The sequence below is a fragment of the Mycobacterium sp. 1274761.0 genome, from assembly GCF_001668615.1.
Classification (GTDB): Bacteria; Actinomycetota; Actinomycetes; order Mycobacteriales; family Mycobacteriaceae; genus Mycobacterium.
The window spans coordinates 1-18,113 of record NZ_LZMC01000101.1 but is presented as its reverse complement, the minus strand read 5'-3'; the positions used below and the strand labels follow the sequence as shown (position 1 = coordinate 18,113).

The window sequence follows — 18,113 nt, the reverse complement described above, 5'->3', positions numbered from 1 at the left end:
AAGCAGGCTACAAATTACCTGCGCGGAAGACCTCTAGAGCGGCTCAAGCACTTCGGTGACAATCCGCGCCAGCCGCCCCTCGACGCGCGAGGCCAGGTCGTCACCGTCGAACCCGTCGACGTGTGCAGACGCGGTGGCCAGACCCAGTGCCACGGGGCGACACCCCTGCCACGCCACTACATCGACCCCGGCGCAATAGCCGGCGACGAACGCGTCACCCGCTCCGACCTCGATGCGCGAAGCATCGCACGGGCACTCCGAACGGACGATGAGATCGCCGTCGACGTGTAGGGCGCCCATCGCGCCGAGGGTCACGATGGGATCGGCGACGCCAAGGGAGTGCATGCGGCGAATCGCGGCCAGCGCATCATCGAGCGGCTGTCGGCCTTCGCCGGGCTCGGAGAGCGCACGCGATTCGTCATGGTTCGGTTTGGCGGCAACGACGAGTCGGGTCTCGAGCAGGCGAAGCATTGCCTCTCCCTGCACATCGGCGAAGAGAAGCGCGCCTCTGGCGTGAATCTCGCCGGCTCGTTCAGCCCACACCGTCGGCCGAGAATTGTCGGGCAGCGACCCGTTGAACGACACCACGTCGCCGGGCGAAATGTCGGCGAGCAGCCGGTCGAACAGATCACGTACAGCCTGCTCGGGGACGTCGCTGAACCTTCGACCGGCGGCATGACCCGCCGTGGCGCCGTGGTCACCTACCCTCAGCGTCAGATTGTTGCGCATCGGTTGCTCGATGACGACGCTGCTCACTGCGTAGCCGTCGCGTTCGGCGAGCGCAGTGAACGCCGCCGCCTCGGAGTCACCGACCACTGCGTATGCGACCGTGTCACCGCCGAGGGCACGGATGGTGCGCGAGACGTTCAGACCCTTTCCGCTGGCGTGGGTCTTCCACTGAAGTACCGCACCGACACAGCCCGGGTCGATTCGATCGACCACCACATCGTGGTCGAAGCCGGGACTCAGCGTGAGGGTCCGCACCGTCACTCCCGGACCTCGATTATTCGTCCCGCCAGCACCAACTCTTCGAGGCGCGGTACCACTGTATGGGGAAGCACGTTGGTCAAAAGGGTGAAGCGGTCATCCCATCCCGCAATCGATACCTGCAGGGTGATACCTGCTTTGGAGCTGTCGGCGACGATGTAGGGCTCCGTAGCGTATTCCAGTGCAAAGCGTTTGAACCCGAGCTCGGCGCTGGTCCCCATGGTGACCCCCGAAGCCAAGTCGAAACCGTTGCCTCCGACGAACGCAATATCCACTGTGCGTTGTTCGCGTTCGAGCTCTTCGAGTAGTTCATTCGTCTCGCGCTCCACCCATTCGCCCCACGTCGTTGCGTGAGTGTTGGGACGTACATAACCACCGGCGAGGTACAGGCTCACCAGCGCCGTTTCGTCGGTCCATCCCTGGTCCGACATGAATTCACTGACCGCCTGGGCATTGGTCAACGAGTTGGTGATGATGACGATTTCGTCCAGGTCACCGACCTCCACCGCGGCGAGAAGGTTCTGCACGATCGGCAGGGTCGTCGACCCGCCGTCCACGGCAACAACCATTCCCGACCTGACCAGTCGCGCCGCGTGCCGTGCGATCAAGTTCTTGGCCAGTGTGTTCCGCTCGAGTTTGACGGAGATGTTCTCCTCGATTACGTAGACGCCGTCTTCGTTTTCGAGCAATCCGGGCACGCACCCGTTGAGCTTCGCATCGTGCAGAAGCGATTCGAATTGGCGGTTCGTCAGGCCCTCGAAAACAGTGGGCGCAGCTCTGACCAGCTCTGCCAGCAGGTCACGCCGCCGGATTGGAGCGGCGGGGTCGGGGCGCTGACAGATGAAGTCGAGGACGGCGACACCAAATGTCGTCAGCATTCGCCTCTGCGCCTCAGCCAGGGCCGAGAAGCTGGTCGGCGGCGGGTCCACCGTGAGTGACGCCGCCACGCCGAACGGGGACACCGTGCCCGGCCGTGGTGGTGCGGCCGGACCGCCTCCGCCCCCGTGCGCCGGTTCCAGGATCGACCGCAGTGCGCCGACCGGGTCCCGTTGCAGTTGCTCCCGCGACGCCTCGACCCACTGAATCATGCTCGCGAAATAAGCAAGACCGTCCGACAGCTGGACAGGTTCGATGCGGATCACGAAGATCCGCTTCGTATCGTTGGACAGCCGCTCCACTTCCCTGAGCACGTGCGGCGACTGGTTGGAACTCGCACTGAGTATCAGGACCGCGCTATCGCTGTCCCGGATGGCCCCGATGATCGCCTCGGGGTAGCTCATTCCCGGTGGGACATCTCTGGGCGCCATCCAGACCCGTCGACCATGGCGTTCCAGCGTCGCGCGCACGAGCTCGGCCACATCGCGGTCCTGGGTCGAGTAGGACAGGAAAAGATGGCCGGCCATCATCGTTTCCGCGTTTCGATCAAGGAAGACACCTCTTCAATATGGGGAATGCTCAACACCGCGCCGAGGCGCGTTGCGGTCAGCGCGCCGGCCGCACTGGCAAAAGTGAGGGCACCGTCGACGTCCGTGGAACGCGCCAAGGCGACCCCGAACGCGGCCGAGAAGGTGTCGCCGGCGGCGGTCGGGTCCGTGGCGTCCACCGCGAACGGCGGTTCCACCACGACTGTGCCGGTTTTCTCGACGGCGACCGAACCGCGATCACCCAGCGTCACGACGACACCCACGTGACGGTAGGTGTCCTGGATCATTCTTGCCGCGGCGAGCGCCGAGTCGGGGTCGACCACCTCCAGTCCGGTGAGCGTGGTCGCCTCGGTCTCATTCGGCGTCAACCAGGTGACTTTTGTGCCGAGCACCCCGCCGAGCATGTCCTTCAACGCGAACGTAGCCGGTGCCGGATTCCATACGACCACGGTGTTTTCGGCGATCAATTCGAGCGCGCGGTGACACGCGGCAAGCGGCGTTTCCCCCTGCAGAAGCAGGACTTCGCAGCGCGCCAGCGCCGAGCGTGCCGCATCGACGTCAGCGGCGCTCACATTGCCGCTCGCTCGGGGAACGCCGATGATGCGGTTGTTTCCGTCGAGGGTGATGATCGGGATCCCGATGTGGGTCCCAACGGGGTCGAGCTGGACGGCATGCCGTTGGATGCCTTCGGCGTCGATGATGTCGAGCAGGAAATCGCCGAAAACATCCGCGCCCAGACGGCCGATCAAATCGACGTCGGCCCCGAGTCGGCGGGCAGCAACGGCTTGGCACAGCCCCTTGCCCCCGCCGCTGATTGTCAGGCCGGACGCGAGCACGGTCTCATGTGTTCGCGGAACACGCTCGACGTTCACCGTCATGTCGAAGACCAAACTGCCGAGGACCACCACACGCATGGGCGACCGCACCGAACCCGCCATCAGCCGCCTCGCAACATATTTGCGGGGATGGGGTCCCAACCGAGCACGACGGCCCGCCGCGCCGATTGTTCTGCTACCACGTCGAAACGATAGCGAACACGAGCCCGCGCGGCAGGCCGCCCCCGTGCACACCGTGGCACTACGCTGTTTCCAATGACCAGCAAAGCGGGCGGCCCCGGTCCGCCGGCGGGTGGTATGCAGGTCGTTCCACGACGCCGGCGCCTGCTGCACACCACCGTTCACACCAGCCGGTACGTGGTGGTTGCCTGCTACGCCGCGTGCATCGGGTACTTGTGTTTGATTGCGCTGAGACCTGCTCTGCCCGAACATGTTTGGAGCGGACTTCGCTGGTTCGGTGCACCAGGTTCCGTCCTCACGGTGCTGACGGTATTGGCCTTTCCGTTGGCTTTGTTCATGCTGTCGCGGCTGACCGGTCACCGGACCTTCGGCGGCACACCCATCCTGATGCTGGCGGGTATGGCGGCCTCGGCGGTGGCTCTCGGGATGAGCGCGTACTGGCGCTGTCACGACGAGCAATCTCCGTTTTTTGCACCGCTGTCGTGGACACTGGGGCTTTTCGTGGGCAATGTCGAAGGCCGTTACGGTTCCGAACGGGGTGTCTGCGGCACCGATGCCATGCCCTTGGCCTTGGAGCTTGCGCGGCTTCTTGCGATCAGTACGACGCTGACCACCGCGCTGGCTGCGGCCCTGACCTTGTGTCGCTCGCAGCTCGATCGGATCGCCATCTGGCGGGCGCGGTCGGTGACCGTCGTGGTGGGCATGGATGACGAGACCATTTCCATGCTTCGCGCCATCGCGGCCAGTTTGGACGACGACGAGACACTGGTGGTGATCACTGCCTCCGCGGACCGGACGTGCGTAGCCGAAGTCCGCGCGCTTGGAGCGCGAGTGCGCGAAGTCAGCCTCGGCGATCCGAGCCCGCTGAGCAGCCTGCGACTGTGGAAGAAACTGGATCGCCTCTATCTGCTCTCCGAGGATCCGGCACAGAACGAGGCGCGGCTCGCAGCGATCAGCTCTGCGATGGACTATCTCGGCGACGACCGGCTGCGCCTGCCCTTGACGGTGCGTATCGACGACCCGTGGCAAGCCGAGGTATGGCGCCGCAGTTTTCTCGACGAAGATGAAATGGCGGCCTCACAGTCACGGCATCGACGCTGGGTTGCCGATGCAGTCGGACGATACGAGATCACCGCGACGAAGGTTGTGCGGCATCTGACCGCCACGGCAGCCAAGGGCCACGCCCTCATCCCGCCGGACACCGTGGTCCTGTGCGGGCTGTATCCGATGACGTACGCACTGAGTTCGGAACTGGCACAAGCCCACCGCGAGCAGGAAGTCTATGCCAGTGGTGACCACCGCCCGCCGTCGCGCGTCGCGATCCTGGCGAGAGGTGCCCCCGGATTCGTCGAGGACCATTACCTGCGCCAGAGCCGCATCGCGCCGGGACAGACCGGGATCGCGGTGGACGCTTACGACGTCGAGCCGACGGTTGAGGTGATCAGCGAGCACCTCGCCGGTCTCGATTCACAACGGTGTGCTGTCGTATTGTCCGATCCGTCCATCGAGATTCATGGCACCCGCCTGGCGGCGCGCTTTCCGCGGTTGAGGATCTATCAGGCATCGGCAGCAGCGGTCACGCTGCCCGAAACGTCGATCGTCGGGCAGCTCTATCGTTTTCCGATCAGCATGGAGCTTGATCCCGATGCGCCGCAGGATGTTTGGGAACATGCTGCCGAGCTCATTCACGAGCGCTACAGCGCAGGCGAGGACCGATCGCAATGGACTGCACGCCCATGGAAGCTCCTGGACCCGTTCGTCAAGCAATCGAACAGGCGTCAGGTCATCAATACGTTGTGGTTGGTTGAGGCGGTCGGTCATACATGGAACACCCTGGAGTATCCGCCGGCTTCGCCGCTGGCGGCCGACTTCGCCGAAATGTCCCCACTGCAGCAACTACAAGAACTGGGTTTCGACTCTGATACCGCCGAACTCTTGCTTCGCCGAGAGCATGAGGACTGGTGCCGCTTCTATTTCGATGCAGGCTGGAAACACGCCGAGCAGCGTTGCGACGCCGAGCGTCGACACGATCGACTGCTGCCGTGGGAGGAGCTCATGGAGCAGGATGCCGAGCTGAGGAAGCAGGGCGTCACCGATCCAGATCCTCGGCTGAATCTCACTCGGGCTCAGCGCAGCCTGGTCGGCACGCTGGTGAGCCTGCGCAATCTCGGTTATCGCTCGATACCCAAGCCCGACCCGCGGCCCGTCGTCGATTCAGCCGGTGAGCCACAGTGGCGCCGGTATCGGAGACGGGGCGTGGTGTCCGCCCAGCGGCGCGACCGCGATTGGACCTGGACCACCGGCTCAGGAGACACCATGCACGGCAAAGCCGGGGATTGGGCTGTTACCGACGAGCGCGGGCGCGAAAGATCAGTGGCGACAGGGATTTTCGAGGGTTCGCACGAGTTTGTCGAGGGCCACCGTTACCGCCGGACGGGCACGGTGGAGGCACGCAGGGTCACCGCGGACGAAGTCGTCGCAACCAAGGAAGGCGATGCGCTGGCCAGGCCCGGCGACTGGATCGTTCGAGGACACCACGGTGAACAATGGCCCGTGCCTGCCAAGCAGTTCCTCGAGACCTACGAAGGCCCTCTGGACATGGACGGCACGCGCGGCGGATAGGTCCGTCCGCCTCAAGGAGAGCTCATGCCCGAGAAGACCGTCACCGTCGGATCTGCGATCGGCCTGCACGCCCGCCCCGCAGCGATCATCGCCGAGGCCGTCGTCAACACCGGTGTCCCCGTCACTCTCTCGTTGGACGGCGGCGAACCCGTCGACGCCGGCTCTGCGCTGATGATCATGACCCTCGGTGCTGGCAACGGCGCGCAGGTGACCGTGCAGTCCGACGACGACCAGGCACTCGCGACGGTCGCCGGCTTGGTCGAGCAGGACCTCGACGCCTAGTCCCGGGATGTGAAAATGCCGCAGAAAGGCCTGCTGGCTGCGGGTTAGGCTGGCTGCGACGGAAGGGGCCGACGTGGACGGATGGCTGCTCGGGCAGGTCAGCACCGTGCTGACGGCGCTTTCGCATTTGGGGACCGCGTCGGGTGCCCGGAGTTTCGGGTGGGCTCCCGAATCGGCCGGCCCCTAAGGAGTACTCGATCGGTAAGCTGCTGTGACGGATCGCTTGATGGCGCCCTGCTACTTCACTATCTATCTCGCGCCAGGCGCCGTGGCCGTCGAACGAGATGTTCGAATGGGGCCTGCTAGTCAGCCTGGCCGGTGCCGTGGCCCGGCATGACACCGCTGGAGAGGATTGACGCCGTGACCGAACGCGATGAGTTCCTGCGGGAACGTCTTTCACCATCCGCAGTTCCTGGCGATGGACCCGAGGTCCAGCCACGGGCGGTCTCACCAGGAAGCGAGCCGGATGATCTGCGCTTACGCAACGGCGTCGATGATGATCCGACGCCAAGGGGGCCCAACGCCTACGGCCACCACCGATCTGACGATGGCGGGAATCAGCCGCTGGAAAATCGGGGAACCCCGGGTGGTCCCGACGGCCCGACAGACCCCAATCTCAGCGTCACCGGACCGCGGCGCATCCCACCAGGTGGCTTTCGGCAAGCGCCTTCGTCGGAACAGTCCGCCGAAACCGGTGTTCCGCTGCATGGAGGCGAGCTTCACGGGGCCGGGGACAGCTTCGCGAGTGGGTCGGAAAGAGCGCTTAGGCCGCCGGGCGCTACAACAACACGTGGAGTACCGCCTGTTGCCAGCCCGCCCACTGCGCAAACATGGCGAGGCGAGACGTCCCGTGAGCAGCACTGGTCCGCGCGGCTGACGGGTCAAGGTTGGTCGTCACAACCTTCGCCCCCCAACTCGTCCGCAGGCCCAGCCGCCCAAGTGCCGGTCAACTACTCCTATGTCGACAGCTTCCGCACGAGTGAGCTGGTGCCCACCAAGAAAACCCGGCCGCGGAAAGGTTGGCGGCGTGCCGTCTATCGCGGCACCTTCGGGCTGATCAACCTCGGCCCGTCGCCCGACGAGCAGCGGTTGGCCGAGCTGGAGAACAAGATCCGGTCGCTGCTTCGCGGGCACTTTAAGATCGGCGTATTCGGGAAGGGTGGCGTCGGCAAGACGACCGTCTCGGCCAGTGTCGGCTCCATTTTCGCCGAGCTGCGTCAGGACGACCGCGTGGTGGCCATCGACGCCGACACCGCGTTCGGCAAGCTCGGCAGCCGCATCGATCCCAACGCCGCGGGCTCGTACTGGGAGTTGGCGGCCGACGAACACCTCGATACCTTCGCTGACGTCCGTAGCCGGGTGGGCAACAATGCCGCGGGGCTCTTCGTGCTCGCCGGTGAATCCAGCACGGCGCGCCGCCGCGTGCTCGACCCCGCGATCTATCGCGAGGCCACCGCACGGCTGGACAAGCACTTCACCATCTCGATCGTGGACTGCGGGTCGACGCTGGACTCGCCGATCGCGCAGGAGGTGCTGCGCGATCTCGACGCGTTGATCGTGGTCTCCTCGCCGTGGGTGGACGGCGCATCGGCCGCCGGGCAGACGATGGAGTGGCTGGCCAACCGCGGCTTCACTGGTCTACTGAACCGCACCGTCGTGGTGCTCAACGACTCCGACGGGCACGCCGACAAGCGCACCCGGTCGATCCTGATGCAACAATTCGCCAGCCGAGGTCAGGTCGTCATCGAGGTGCCGTTCGACTCGCACCTGCGTCCCGGCGGCGTCATCGACGTACAGTCGGAGATATCGCCGTTGACCCGGCGGCGCTTCATCGAGATCACTTCCGCGATCGCCGAGCACTTCGCCTTAACGACCGGAGGCCCGCGGGAACGCCGGTGACAAGAGTCCGGTCGCGGCCTACTGCGCAATGAATAACTGCCCGCAAGCTCTGCTCGCACATCGCGGATTCACTGCAATAATGCGCATCCTCGCGGGTTGAGTCCATAGCTGTTCGATAATGTTGGCGGTACCGGACATCCCATGTTCACGTCGCAACCTTCGCTTCGAGTGACCACTCGCCGAGAAACTCCCAGCGACACTGCCGTTCTGCGACGAGCACGAGCAGTCGCTGTTGTTGCGGGCGAGTCCGACGATTCCGCATTTGCTCGCCGCGGAAGTCTTGCCTCACCAGGTGTCGACGAATCGACGCGGCGGACCGGGCTCCGCGTGAGCCGTTGCCGCCGTGAGTGTTTCGGCGATGATCCGCCGGGTGTCGACGGGATCGATGACGTCATCGATTTCGAACAGCGCTGCGGCATTGAGCGCCTTGGCGTTGTCCTGCGCAGCCGCCGTCGCCTTCCGCACCCGCCGCTCGCGCTCCTCCTCGTCGGCGATCGCCTCCAACTCCTTGCGCAGGCCCAGCCGCACCGCACCCTCGAGCCCCATCGGCCCGAGATGTGCGCCCGGCCACGCAACGGTCAGCACCGGCTCATGCAGACTGCCGCCGGTCATCGCCTGTGCCCCAAGGCCATACCCACGGCGCAGCACGACCGCGACCATCGGCACCCGCAACGCGGCACCGGCCACCAGCATCCGCGACGCGCGCCGCACCAGCGCCTCGGCTTCGGCGGCCGGACCCACCATGTAGCCAGGGCAATCGATCAGCGACACAACCGGGATCCCGAAGCAGTCACACAGCTGCAGGAAACGGGCCGCCTTGTCGGCCGCGGCCGCGGTGATCGCGCCGGCCATATAGCGCGTGTCGTTGGCGATGACTCCGACCGCGCGGCCCTCGATGCGCGCAAACGCCGTCACCATCTCGCGTGCCCAGCGGGGCCGCAGGAACGTCACCGAACCTTTATCGGCCAGCGTCGTGACCACCGGCCCGACATCATAGGCTCGTCTTTCGCGCTCGGGAATCATTGTGCGCAAGGCGGTTTGGTCGCCGGCCTCGCCCGGCTCCGTAACCCCTTGAAAGTAACCCAGCAGCCGCTTGGTGACAGCGACGGCCTCCGCCTCATCGGCGACGACGACGTCGACGACACCGTTGGGCTCCTGCATCGACATCGGCCCGACCTCATCGGGATGAACGTCGCCCAGGCCGCCGCCGGCGATCATCGCCGGCCCACCCATCCCGAGCGAGGCGTCCCGCGTTGCGACGATCAAATCGGACGCGCCCGCGATGACCGCGTTGCCCGCGAAACAGCGGCCCTTGACGATGGCAATGCGCGGCACCACACCGGACAACTGAGCCCACAGCTTGAACGCCCGCGTTTCCAGCGACGACACCGTCGGAAAGTCGGTGTCGCCGGGCCTGCCGCCACCGCCCTCGGCGAAGAACACCGTCGGCAACCGCATCCGCTCGATCAGCTCGAACAGCCGGTCTTTCTTCCGGTGGCCGAGATAGCCCTGGGTGCCCGCCAAGACGGTGTAGTCGTAGGACAGCACCGCGCACGCACTGCGTGCGTCGCCGAACAGCGCGCTGTTGATGCGCGCGGTGCCCGCTATCAGCCCATCGGCGGGTGTGCGCGCGATCAGATCATCGAGCTCACGGCGGAACCGCTGCGCCGCGATGGCGAACCGGCCGTATTCGATGAGTGATCCCGTGTCGACGAGGTCGTCGATGTTCTCGCGCGCCGTGCGCCCACCTGCGGCATGCCTGCGCGCGACGGCGTCGGGTCGCGCGGCGTCTTCGGTGAGCGCGCGTCGTCGCAGCAGCTCGGCGTGGTCGTCGCGGATCGGCCCGTCGGTCATGGCGCTGAGCCTAACCGGTGAGACGCCGCTCACCATTTAGTTAGGGTGCAAACTATTGGCGTACGATCGAACCGGTGACGGTCGCAGACACTCGCGTCGATCCGCTGGCACTCGAACGCCAGGTGTGTTTCGCGCTGGCCATCACCAACCGCGCCGTGCTGACGATCTACCGTCCGCTGCTCGAACCGCTGGGCCTCACCCACCCGCAATACCTCGTGATGCTTGCCTTGTGGGACCACTACCGCGCCGACAAGCACGCGCCGCCGTTGTCGGTCAAGGCGATCGCTCTTGCACTGCAACTGGATTCGGCCACGCTGTCGCCGATGCTCAAACGACTTGAGGCGCTGGGGTTGATCACCCGGAAGCGCTCGGCCTCCGACGAACGGGCCACCGACGTCGAACTCACCAAATCGGGTATCCAGCTACGGCGCAAGGCCCTCAAGATCCCGCCCGCCGTGGTCGAGCGGCTGGGGGTCGGGCTCGACGAGCTCGAACACCTGCACACTGTGCTGACCCGGATCAACCGCGCCGCGCTGGCCGGCGGTGCACTCGAAGGAGAACGCTGATGAGCCGTCCGAAGCCCTTCGCCTATCTGGGGTACGTCTTCGGCCGTATCCTGCCCGCCGACTCCCGCGACTGGGTGCGCCACGACCTCGCCGGCCCCGGTGCCGTCCGCAGGCACATGATCAGATACGCCATCCCGCCGCTGCTGGTGCTGGCGCCGTTCTGGCTGCTGCCCGCATCGTTGTACGTGCACCTCGAGATGACGGCACCCATCTACGTCTGGGCACTGTTGATGGCGCTGGCATTGAACAAGGTGTGGCGCCGCCACCGCCTGGCTCAGCACGGTCTCGACCCGAACCTTGTCGACGAAATCAACCGCAAGAAGAACGCGCACATCCACGACGCGTACATCGCCAAGTACGGCCCGCGCCCCGAGGAGGCGCGCTGGCAGTCCAACAGCAGCCCGTTCTAGCGATGCACATCGCCGAGCGGACGATCGAGACCAACGGTGTGCAGCTGTATACGCTCGAGGCAGGCGATCCCGGTAACCCGCTGGTGGTGCTCGCCCACGGCTTCCCTGAGCTCGGCTACTCGTGGCGATACCAGATCCCGGCATTGGCGGCGGCCGGCTACCACGTGCTGGCGCCCGATCAGCGCGGCTACGGGCGGTCGTCACGTCCGGAGGCCGTCGACGAATACAGCATCGTCGAGCTGACCTCCGATCTGGTGGGCCTGCTCGACGATGCAGGTGCTGCTAAGGCGGCGATCATCGGTCACGACTGGGGCGCGATCATCGCGTGGGCCATGCCGTTGCTGCATCCCGATCGGGTATCCGCGGTGGCCGGACTTTCAGGCCCTCCTGTCCCCCGGCCGCGTCGGCCACCGACCGCCGGCTGGCGGAGCAGATTCGGCGACAACTTCTTCTACATCCTCTACTTCCAAGAGCCCGGCGTCGCCGACGCCGACCTGGCGCGCGACCCCGCGACCACGCTGCACCGCACCCTGGCCGGACGGATGCCGACCACCGACGACGAGGCGCGCCGCATGCTGCAGCCGGGCCCGGAAGGCTACGTCGCTCGGCTGCCCGAGCCGGACGGGTTACCGACCTGGCTCAGCCGACACGAACTCGATCATTACATTGCGGAGTTCGCCCGGACCGGATTCACGGGGGCGCTGAACTGGTACCGAAATTTCGACCGCAACTGGGAGCTGATGGCCGACCCGCCGGCGACCACAATCACGGTGCCGTCGTTGTTCATCGCGGGCACCGAGGATCCCGTCTTGTTGTTCGCCCCGACGGATCGGCACGCCGACATGGTCGCCGGTCCTTACCGGCAGGTGTTCATCGACGGGGCGGGCCACTGGATCCAGCAGGAGCGACCTGATGACGTGAATGACGCGCTGCTGGCCCTTCTTTCCAGGGCGGCCTGGTCCTAGTCATCCACGCCGCAGGTGCTCGGCCGGCCGAATATGTCGGCGCAGGGTCATAGCGTGCGGCCATGACGAACTGGATAAACACCGCCAGCCGCGACCACGTCGAACGGGGCGTCCGCGGCCGATTCACACAGGCGAATCACGGTAAGCCGAACCTGCTGCGCAAGATGGCCCGAGGTGACTGGGTCGTGTTTTATTCACCGCGCACCGAGCATCCCGACGGCGAGCCGCTGCAGGCGTTCACCGCGATCGGGCGGGTCGCCGACGACGAGCCGTACCAGCCCGCGACGCCTGGGGACGTCGAGATGTGGCGGCGCAACGTCGACTTCCTGTCCTGTATCGAAACGCCGATCCGACCGCTGATTGAGCAGCTCAATTTCATCGAGGACAAGAAGCACTGGGGTTACAAGTTCCGGTTCGGGCTCTTCCGGATCGAGGATCATGACCTCGACGTGATCCGCTCGGCGATGACGGGGGCTACTGTGGCCAGGTGAGCAACACCGACGCCGCCCCGGTCGAAGTGGCTTGTGCGGCATCGGCATTCATCGGCGTGCTGCATCCACGAGACGTACCCCTTGGCGGCCCACGGGCCATCCGCGTGCGCCGCACATTGCCCCAACGGGTGCGGTCGCTGATCGGTGCGTGGTGCTTCGCCGATCACTACGGGCCGCACGACGTGCGCGACGGCGTCGGCATGGACGTTCCGCCCCACCCCCACACCGGATTGCAGACCGTCAGCTGGCTGTTCGAGGGCGAAGTCGAGCACCGAGACAGTGCCGGCGTGCACGCCATGGTGCGGCCCGGCGAGCTGAACCTGATGACGGCAGGCGCGGGCATCTGCCATTCGGAGGTGTCCACCTCGGCGACCACGGTGTTGCACGGGATACAGCTGTGGGTGGCGCTGCCCGACGTCGATCGCGACACCGGCCGTGACTTCGCGCACTACGCGCCCGAGCCGGTCGCCGTTGCCGGTGCCGTGCTTCGGGTGTTCCTCGGTGAGCTTGCGGGTAGCCGATCCCCCGTGCACACCTTCACGCCGCTGTTGGGGGCGCAGGTCGACCTCGAGCCGGGCGCGCGTGTGCAGCTGGCCGTCGATCCGTCGTTCGAGCACGGCGTCCTGCTGGACCAGGGGAGCCTCGAAACGGCAGGCACCGCGCTAGACGTCGCCGACCTGGCATACCAAGGCGACGGCCACGACGTCCTGGCGCTGCACAACACCGGCGACCAGCCGGCCCGAGCGGTGCTGCTCGGCGGTCCGCCGTTCGGCGAAGAGCTCGTCATGTGGTGGAACTTCGTCGGCCGAAGCCACGACGACATCGTCGGTTACCGTCGCGCCTGGCAGGACCACGACGAACGCTTCGGCGCCGTCGACGGCTACCGGGGCGCCGTGCCGCGCCTGCCGGCACCGCCACTGCCCAACGCCACGCTGCGACCGCGGCCCAACCCGAAAGGAACCCCATGAGCCAGACCGACAAGACCGGTGCACCGACCACGGTCGCCGCGAAGGACGGCCGCTTCACGATCTCGGTCGATGGCAAGGAGGTCGGCAAGGCCGAGTTCCTCACCCGTGACGGTCGACGGGTGTTCACCCACACCGAGGTCGACAACGACTATGAAGGCCGCGGGCTGGGGACAATTCTCATCCGCGAGGCTCTGGAGCAGACCCGCGATGCGGGCATCCCCATCGTCGCCAAATGTCCGATGGTGGCCAACTACATCTCCAAGCACGACGAGTTCAAGGACGCCGTCGAAAGTTAGGGCGGCTATCGTCTGACTCGATGACGATTCATGACCAGGCGTTCTTCATCGCTGACCGGGACGCGCTGGTACCCAATCCGATCGCGCGCGGGCCGTGGGGGTCCACGATCAGCGGCACCTACGTCGGCGGCGTGCTGGCCCGGGCCATCGAGCGCGGCGGCATCGACCCCGAGCTACAGCCCGCACGGCTGACCGTCGACCTCCTGCGCCCGGTGGCGCTCGCCGACCCGGTGCGTGTCGACGCCGACGTCCAGCGCGAAGGCAGACGGATCACCTTGGTCGACGCGGTCATGCAGCAGAACGACACCGTCGTCGCCCGCGCCAGCACGCTGTATCTGCGTCGCGCCGAACAGCCGCCCGACCCGGCGTGGACGTTGCCCATCGAAATGCCGCCCGCGCCGACGACCCCGGCCGACGTGACGGGTGACTTCACGATGGAGCTGTGGGCCTACAGCGCGGACTCCGAGCTGACCGCGCCGAGCAACGATCTGAGCGAGTGGCGCCACGGCGGCCAGAAGTACGCGTGGGTGCGTGACGTCAAGCCGCTCGTCGAGGGCGAAGCCGTCACGCCATTTGTCCGAGCCGCGATGGCCGGCGATGTCACCAGCTCGCTAACCCATTCCAGCGCAAGCGGTTTGAACTTCATCAACGCCGACTACACGTTGACGCTCAGCCGGCTACCCGAGGGTGAATACATCGGGCTGGCCGCGCTGACGCACTACAGCCACGCCGGCGTCGCCACCGGTACCGCGGCGTTGTTCGACCGCCTCGGGCCGATCGGTACCGGCATCGCGACGGGGCTGGCGAACCCCGGCTTTCGGCCGCCGAAACGCATTTAGCGCGGCTGCAGAATGAACACCGGGATCTCCCGGTCGGTCCAGGCCTGGTACGTGTCGAAGTCGGCGTAGGTGTCGACCAGCTTCGGCCACAGCCGCTGCTTTTCTTCCGGGCTGGCCAGCACCGCGCGCACCGGCCGCCGCTCGCGGCCGATCTCGATGTGCACGTCGGGGTCTGCGATCAGGTTGTAGTACCACTGCGGGTTCTCGTCGCGCCCGCCCATAGACGCCACGATGATCACGTTGTCGCCCTCGGACATGTAGACCAGCGGAGAGGCGAACAACTTGCCGGACTTGCGGCCGCGGTGTTCGAGCAACAGCGTCGGGACGGGCTTCTTGAACGCCGCACCGACCCGCCAGTTGCCACCGATCCGGCCGCCCGACTTCCGGTACACCCATGCGGCTGCCCGACTCGAGTACCTCATCGCGGTCTTCACGAACGGCGCGTTCAGTTGTTTGGGCTTCTTGTTGGCGTCCATGTCATGAACCTATGTACTGGGCGGTGCTGCCGCCGATCGGCATCGGATCCATGCCGAGCTTGCGGTGATCCCAACTACGCATCCGACTGGGCACCACGCGAACGCAGATCCGGTTGCGCATCATCGCGTCGACGAACGGCCGCATCTCGTCGGTGTAGGGGCCGGTGTAGCGCTCCCACACGCTTTTCCCAACGCGCAGAGTCGTTTCCGGGTCGTCGACGATTTCGGCGTGACCGTCGATCGATACTCCGCGCAGGGTGTCGTAGCTCTGCCCGTCCTCGACCATCACGGTGATGGTCGGATTGCGACGAAGGTTCACCGCCTTCTGCGACTTGGCCTTGGTCTCGAACCAGATGTCGCCCTCGACGACGGCGTACCACATCGCGACCAGGTGAGGCCGCCCGTCCGGCAGCAGAGTGGCCATGGTGGCCGTGCGGCTGCGCTCGATGAATTCGGCGATCTCCTCGTCGGACATGACGATCTTCGCCCGCTCGTTTTTGCCCACGGCGTCGATACTTTCAGGTCCGCACCGGGGTCACGCTCACCGGGATGCCGTTGAGTGCGCCGTTTCCCGACGGTTCGTCGATGAACGTCGGCGGTGAGAGCACGTTTGTGTTGACGCCGGGCGAGCCGTTGGCGATCGCCAGCCGGGTGCCGTCCTTGCCGTGGCCCCACCCGTGCGGCATCGACACCACGCCTGGCCGGATCGCGTCGGTCACCTCGACGGGCACCTCGATGCTGCCGCCCGCCGACGTCACCGTCACCAGATCGCCGGTGTGCACCTCGCGGGTTTTCGCATCGTCGTGGTGCATCAGCAAGGTGCAGCGATCCTTGCCCTTCATCAGCGGCGCGACATTGTGCAGCCACGAGTTGTTCGACCGCAGATGGCGCCTGCTGACCAGCACCAGCTCGTCGGCGGGCCGATCCAGGCGCGCGGCCAGCCGCGGCAAGTCGTCGAGCAGGTACAGCGGCGCCAGCCGGATCTTGCGGTCGGAGGTGCCGAGCACGTCGGGCACCTGCGGCACCATCGGCCCGAAGTTGATGCCATTCGGCTGCGCCTTCAGCTTGTCCAGCGTCAGACCGTCGGGATGGGTGCCGTACCCGTCACCAAACGGCCCCGTGCGCAAGGTGAAGTCGAGAATTCGCTCCGGGCCGCCGTGGGTGTAGTGCTGCCGGACCTCGGCGCCGTCCAGCCCCTTTGTAAACGCCATGTAGTCGAAGAAGCCGTCATCGATCGCGGCCACATCGACGTCCTCGGCCGGCGTGCCGGTGCACAGGCCGGTCAGTCGGATCAGGATCTCCCACTCCTCCGGCGCCTCGGGGTCGCGCCGGGCGAACACCGGCGCGGAGTAGTTGGCGATGCTGTTGACCGCGAAGTTGAGGATCAGGTCGTCGTGGTGCGGTTGCTCCAGCGGCGACGAGCCGGGCAATATCACGTCGGCGTGCCGCGTGGTCTCGTTGAGCCACAGGTCGACGGCGATCATCGCGTCCAAACTCGGCAGCACCTCGTCGAGTTTGTGGCCCGCAGGCGTAGACAGCACCGGGTTGCCCGCGACGGTGATCAGCGCCCTGATCTGCCCATCGCCCGGGGTGGCGATCTCCTCGGCCAGACACGACACCGGCACCTGCCCCAGCACCTCCTTAGCGCCGCGCACCCGGGTGCGGAACCGGCCGAACTCCGGCGCGCCGTCCTCGAGGCCGGGAATCGGCTGCACGGTAACCGACCACGCCGCCGCGCGGGGGAACATGGCGCCGCCCTCGACATCGAAGTGGCCGGACAGGATGTTGACGACATCGACGAGCCAGCTGGCCAGGCTGCCGAATTCCTGGTTGCATGTGCCGATTCGGCCGTACACCACGGCGCGCGGTGCGCCGGCGAGCTCGCGCGCCAGCTCGCGGATGCGGTCGGCGTCGATTCCCACCACGGATGCCACCCGTTCCGGCGGCCACTCGGAAGCGACCTCGGCCATCCGGTCCAGCCCGTCGAGATGTGGCGCCAGCCGGCCCACGTCGATGAGGTTCTCCGCGAACAGCGTGTGGGCGACGGCCAGCAGCACCGCGGCGTCGGTGCCGGGGGTGATCGGCAGCCATTCGTCGGCCCGGGCGGCGGTCGCTGTACGGACCGGATCGATGACAATGACCTTGCCGCGCTTACGGATTCGGCCGATGATGCCCATCACATCGGGAGCGGCGAGCAGCGATCCCTGCGACGCGGCGGGGTTGGCGCCCATCACGACTAGCAGGTCGGTGCGCTCGATGTCGGGCACGGGGAACGTCCACCAGCCGCCGTACATCAGATGCGACGACAGGTTCTTGGGCCACTGGTCGACGGTGCCGGGCGAGTAGCTGATCGGGATGCCCGACATGCCCAGCAGCACACCGGTGTATCGGCCGAGGGAGAACGAGTGGGCCAGCGGGTTGCCGGTGTAGCAGGTCACCGCGCCGATGCCGTCGCGCTCGATGACCGGCGCCAGCAGTTCGGTGCAGCGCCGGAACGCGGCGTCCCAGCTGACCTCCCGCCACTGCCCGTCGATCTTTATCATCGGCTGCCGGATCCGGTCGGGATCGTCGTGGAGCTCGGAAAGTGTCGCGCCCTTGGGGCAGATGTGTCCGCGGCTCCAGGTGTCGTCGCGATTGCCGCGAATGCTGGCCACCCGCCCGTCTTCGACGTGAATCTCCAAGCCGCACATGGCTTCACACAGCGGACAGGTGTAGAGGTGCCTGCCGTCCTCGCCCGTCGCCGCCACCGGCTCGGTTATCTGCGCGGTCATCTCGGCCTCCTCTTTCCCCGCGAAACACCGTACGACGATTCGGCCGGGGTGTTGACCGATCTCGTTTTGAACGGTGTGCTGGCTGAATGCTGCGAGACATCCGGGAACTGACCGGTGACCCGGAGGCGTATGCGGCCGAGCTGCGCAGGCGGTGGGGCGGGCTGCTGAGCTACCGCTACATCGGCCGCTTCCACGCCTCGATGGACAACGGCCCGGCCGACGAAACCGTCACGGTGCGCCGCGACAT

At 66.3% G+C, this 18,113-nt stretch carries 17 protein-coding genes; 10 read left to right on the top strand and 7 right to left on the bottom strand.

Going from position 1 to position 18,113, the window contains the following annotated elements:
* Nucleotides 1-33: 33 nt before the first annotated feature.
* From A5651_RS20380 to A5651_RS20370, 3 genes are read right to left on the bottom strand one after another with little or no spacing between them, the layout of a single operon-like run.
* The gene (locus tag A5651_RS20380) at nt 34-990 is read right to left on the bottom strand and encodes a 1-phosphofructokinase family hexose kinase (protein ID WP_066985134.1); all 957 of its coding nucleotides are present in this window, start codon (nt 988-990) and stop codon (nt 34-36) included.
* On the bottom strand, nt 987-2,390 hold the full coding sequence (locus A5651_RS20375; protein ID WP_066985131.1) for a TIR domain-containing protein: 1,404 nt from the start codon (nt 2,388-2,390) through the stop codon (nt 987-989). The genes A5651_RS20380 and A5651_RS20375 overlap by 4 nt, the downstream gene beginning before the upstream one ends.
* Entirely contained in the window at nt 2,390-3,337 is a 948-nt protein-coding gene (locus tag A5651_RS20370; protein WP_231988761.1) for a ribokinase, read from the bottom strand. The genes A5651_RS20375 and A5651_RS20370 overlap by 1 nt, the downstream gene beginning before the upstream one ends.
* A gap of 165 nt (nt 3,338-3,502) precedes the next feature.
* On the opposite strand from A5651_RS20370, the gene A5651_RS20365 reads away from it, so the two are divergent.
* The 3 genes from A5651_RS20365 to A5651_RS25035 all read left to right on the top strand — a co-directional run bounded on the left by A5651_RS20365 (nt 3,503) and on the right by A5651_RS25035 (nt 8,230).
* Nucleotides 3,503-6,049 carry a RyR domain-containing protein gene (locus A5651_RS20365; protein ID WP_066985124.1) on the top strand — a complete coding sequence of 849 codons (2,547 nt, stop codon included), beginning with the start codon at nt 3,503-3,505 and terminating at the stop codon, nt 6,047-6,049.
* A gap of 24 nt (nt 6,050-6,073) precedes the next feature.
* A complete protein-coding gene (locus A5651_RS20360; RefSeq protein ID WP_066985121.1) occupies nt 6,074-6,331 on the top strand; it encodes an HPr family phosphocarrier protein in 258 nt (85 codons plus the stop codon).
* A gap of 564 nt (nt 6,332-6,895) precedes the next feature.
* Nucleotides 6,896-8,230 carry a MinD/ParA family protein gene (locus tag A5651_RS25035; RefSeq protein WP_369803980.1) on the top strand — a complete coding sequence of 445 codons (1,335 nt, stop codon included), beginning with the start codon at nt 6,896-6,898 and terminating at the stop codon, nt 8,228-8,230.
* A 285-nt stretch (nt 8,231-8,515) separates the two neighbouring features.
* Here A5651_RS25035 and A5651_RS20345 read toward each other — a convergent pair whose 3' ends face one another.
* Nucleotides 8,516-10,084 (bottom strand): acyl-CoA carboxylase subunit beta, encoded by a 1,569-nt coding sequence (locus A5651_RS20345; RefSeq protein WP_066985211.1) that lies wholly within the window; start codon nt 10,082-10,084, stop codon nt 8,516-8,518.
* A 74-nt stretch (nt 10,085-10,158) separates the two neighbouring features.
* Between A5651_RS20345 and A5651_RS20340 the strand changes: the two genes are divergently transcribed.
* The 7 genes from A5651_RS20340 to A5651_RS20310 all read left to right on the top strand — a co-directional run bounded on the left by A5651_RS20340 (nt 10,159) and on the right by A5651_RS20310 (nt 14,619).
* Nucleotides 10,159-10,650, top strand: coding sequence for a MarR family winged helix-turn-helix transcriptional regulator (locus A5651_RS20340; RefSeq protein ID WP_066985113.1), 492 nt, complete (start codon nt 10,159-10,161; stop codon nt 10,648-10,650).
* Nucleotides 10,650-11,060 carry a DUF5313 domain-containing protein gene (locus A5651_RS20335; protein ID WP_066985110.1) on the top strand — a complete coding sequence of 137 codons (411 nt, stop codon included), beginning with the start codon at nt 10,650-10,652 and terminating at the stop codon, nt 11,058-11,060. The genes A5651_RS20340 and A5651_RS20335 overlap by 1 nt, the downstream gene beginning before the upstream one ends.
* Before the next feature lie 2 nt (nt 11,061-11,062).
* A complete protein-coding gene (locus tag A5651_RS20330) occupies nt 11,063-12,025 on the top strand; it encodes an alpha/beta fold hydrolase (RefSeq protein ID WP_066985106.1) in 963 nt (320 codons plus the stop codon).
* 62 nt (nt 12,026-12,087) lie between these two features.
* Complete coding sequence (locus A5651_RS20325; RefSeq protein WP_066985103.1) at nt 12,088-12,516, top strand: EVE domain-containing protein; 429 nt, start codon at nt 12,088-12,090, stop codon at nt 12,514-12,516.
* Nucleotides 12,513-13,484, top strand: coding sequence for a pirin family protein (locus tag A5651_RS20320; RefSeq protein ID WP_066985100.1), 972 nt, complete (start codon nt 12,513-12,515; stop codon nt 13,482-13,484). Before A5651_RS20325 ends, A5651_RS20320 begins: the two co-directional genes overlap by 4 nt.
* Entirely contained in the window at nt 13,481-13,780 is a 300-nt protein-coding gene (locus A5651_RS20315; protein ID WP_066985097.1) for a GNAT family N-acetyltransferase, read from the top strand. The genes A5651_RS20320 and A5651_RS20315 overlap by 4 nt, the downstream gene beginning before the upstream one ends.
* Before the next feature lie 20 nt (nt 13,781-13,800).
* Entirely contained in the window at nt 13,801-14,619 is an 819-nt protein-coding gene (locus A5651_RS20310) for a thioesterase family protein (RefSeq protein ID WP_066985095.1), read from the top strand.
* Here A5651_RS20310 and A5651_RS20305 read toward each other — a convergent pair.
* Genes A5651_RS20305 through A5651_RS20295 form a run of 3 tightly spaced genes read right to left on the bottom strand, consistent with a single transcriptional unit; the run spans nt 14,616 to nt 17,866 of the window.
* Nucleotides 14,616-15,095 (bottom strand): nitroreductase family deazaflavin-dependent oxidoreductase, encoded by a 480-nt coding sequence (locus A5651_RS20305; RefSeq protein ID WP_066985092.1) that lies wholly within the window; start codon nt 15,093-15,095, stop codon nt 14,616-14,618. The two genes, A5651_RS20310 and A5651_RS20305, sit on opposite strands and share 4 nt — an antisense overlap.
* A 1-nt stretch (nt 15,096) precedes the next feature.
* Entirely contained in the window at nt 15,097-15,600 is a 504-nt protein-coding gene (locus A5651_RS20300) for a pyridoxamine 5'-phosphate oxidase family protein (protein WP_066985089.1), read from the bottom strand.
* A 13-nt stretch (nt 15,601-15,613) separates the two neighbouring features.
* Nucleotides 15,614-17,866, bottom strand: coding sequence for a molybdopterin-dependent oxidoreductase (locus A5651_RS20295; protein WP_066985086.1), 2,253 nt, complete (start codon nt 17,864-17,866; stop codon nt 15,614-15,616).
* Nucleotides 17,867-18,113: the final 247 nt, after the last annotated feature.

Bases quoted from the DNA above. Each gene is read 5' to 3' on its own strand.
- A5651_RS20375 (WP_066985131.1), bottom strand. From the start codon at position 2,390: ATGGCCGGCCATCTTTTCCTGTCCTACTCGACCCAGGACCGCGATGTG.
- A5651_RS20365 (WP_066985124.1), top strand. From the start codon at position 3,503: ATGACCAGCAAAGCGGGCGGCCCCGGTCCGCCGGCGGGTGGTATGCAG.
- A5651_RS20360 (WP_066985121.1), top strand. From the start codon at position 6,074: ATGCCCGAGAAGACCGTCACCGTCGGATCTGCGATCGGCCTGCACGCC.
- A5651_RS20345 (WP_066985211.1), bottom strand. From the start codon at position 10,084: ATGACCGACGGGCCGATCCGCGACGACCACGCCGAGCTGCTGCGACGA.
- A5651_RS20335 (WP_066985110.1), top strand. From the start codon at position 10,650: ATGAGCCGTCCGAAGCCCTTCGCCTATCTGGGGTACGTCTTCGGCCGT.
- A5651_RS20330 (WP_066985106.1), top strand. From the start codon at position 11,063: ATGCACATCGCCGAGCGGACGATCGAGACCAACGGTGTGCAGCTGTAT.
- A5651_RS20325 (WP_066985103.1), top strand. From the start codon at position 12,088: ATGACGAACTGGATAAACACCGCCAGCCGCGACCACGTCGAACGGGGC.
- A5651_RS20315 (WP_066985097.1), top strand. From the start codon at position 13,481: ATGAGCCAGACCGACAAGACCGGTGCACCGACCACGGTCGCCGCGAAG.
- A5651_RS20310 (WP_066985095.1), top strand. From the start codon at position 13,801: ATGACGATTCATGACCAGGCGTTCTTCATCGCTGACCGGGACGCGCTG.
- A5651_RS20305 (WP_066985092.1), bottom strand. From the start codon at position 15,095: ATGGACGCCAACAAGAAGCCCAAACAACTGAACGCGCCGTTCGTGAAG.
- A5651_RS20295 (WP_066985086.1), bottom strand. From the start codon at position 17,866: ATGACCGCGCAGATAACCGAGCCGGTGGCGGCGACGGGCGAGGACGGC.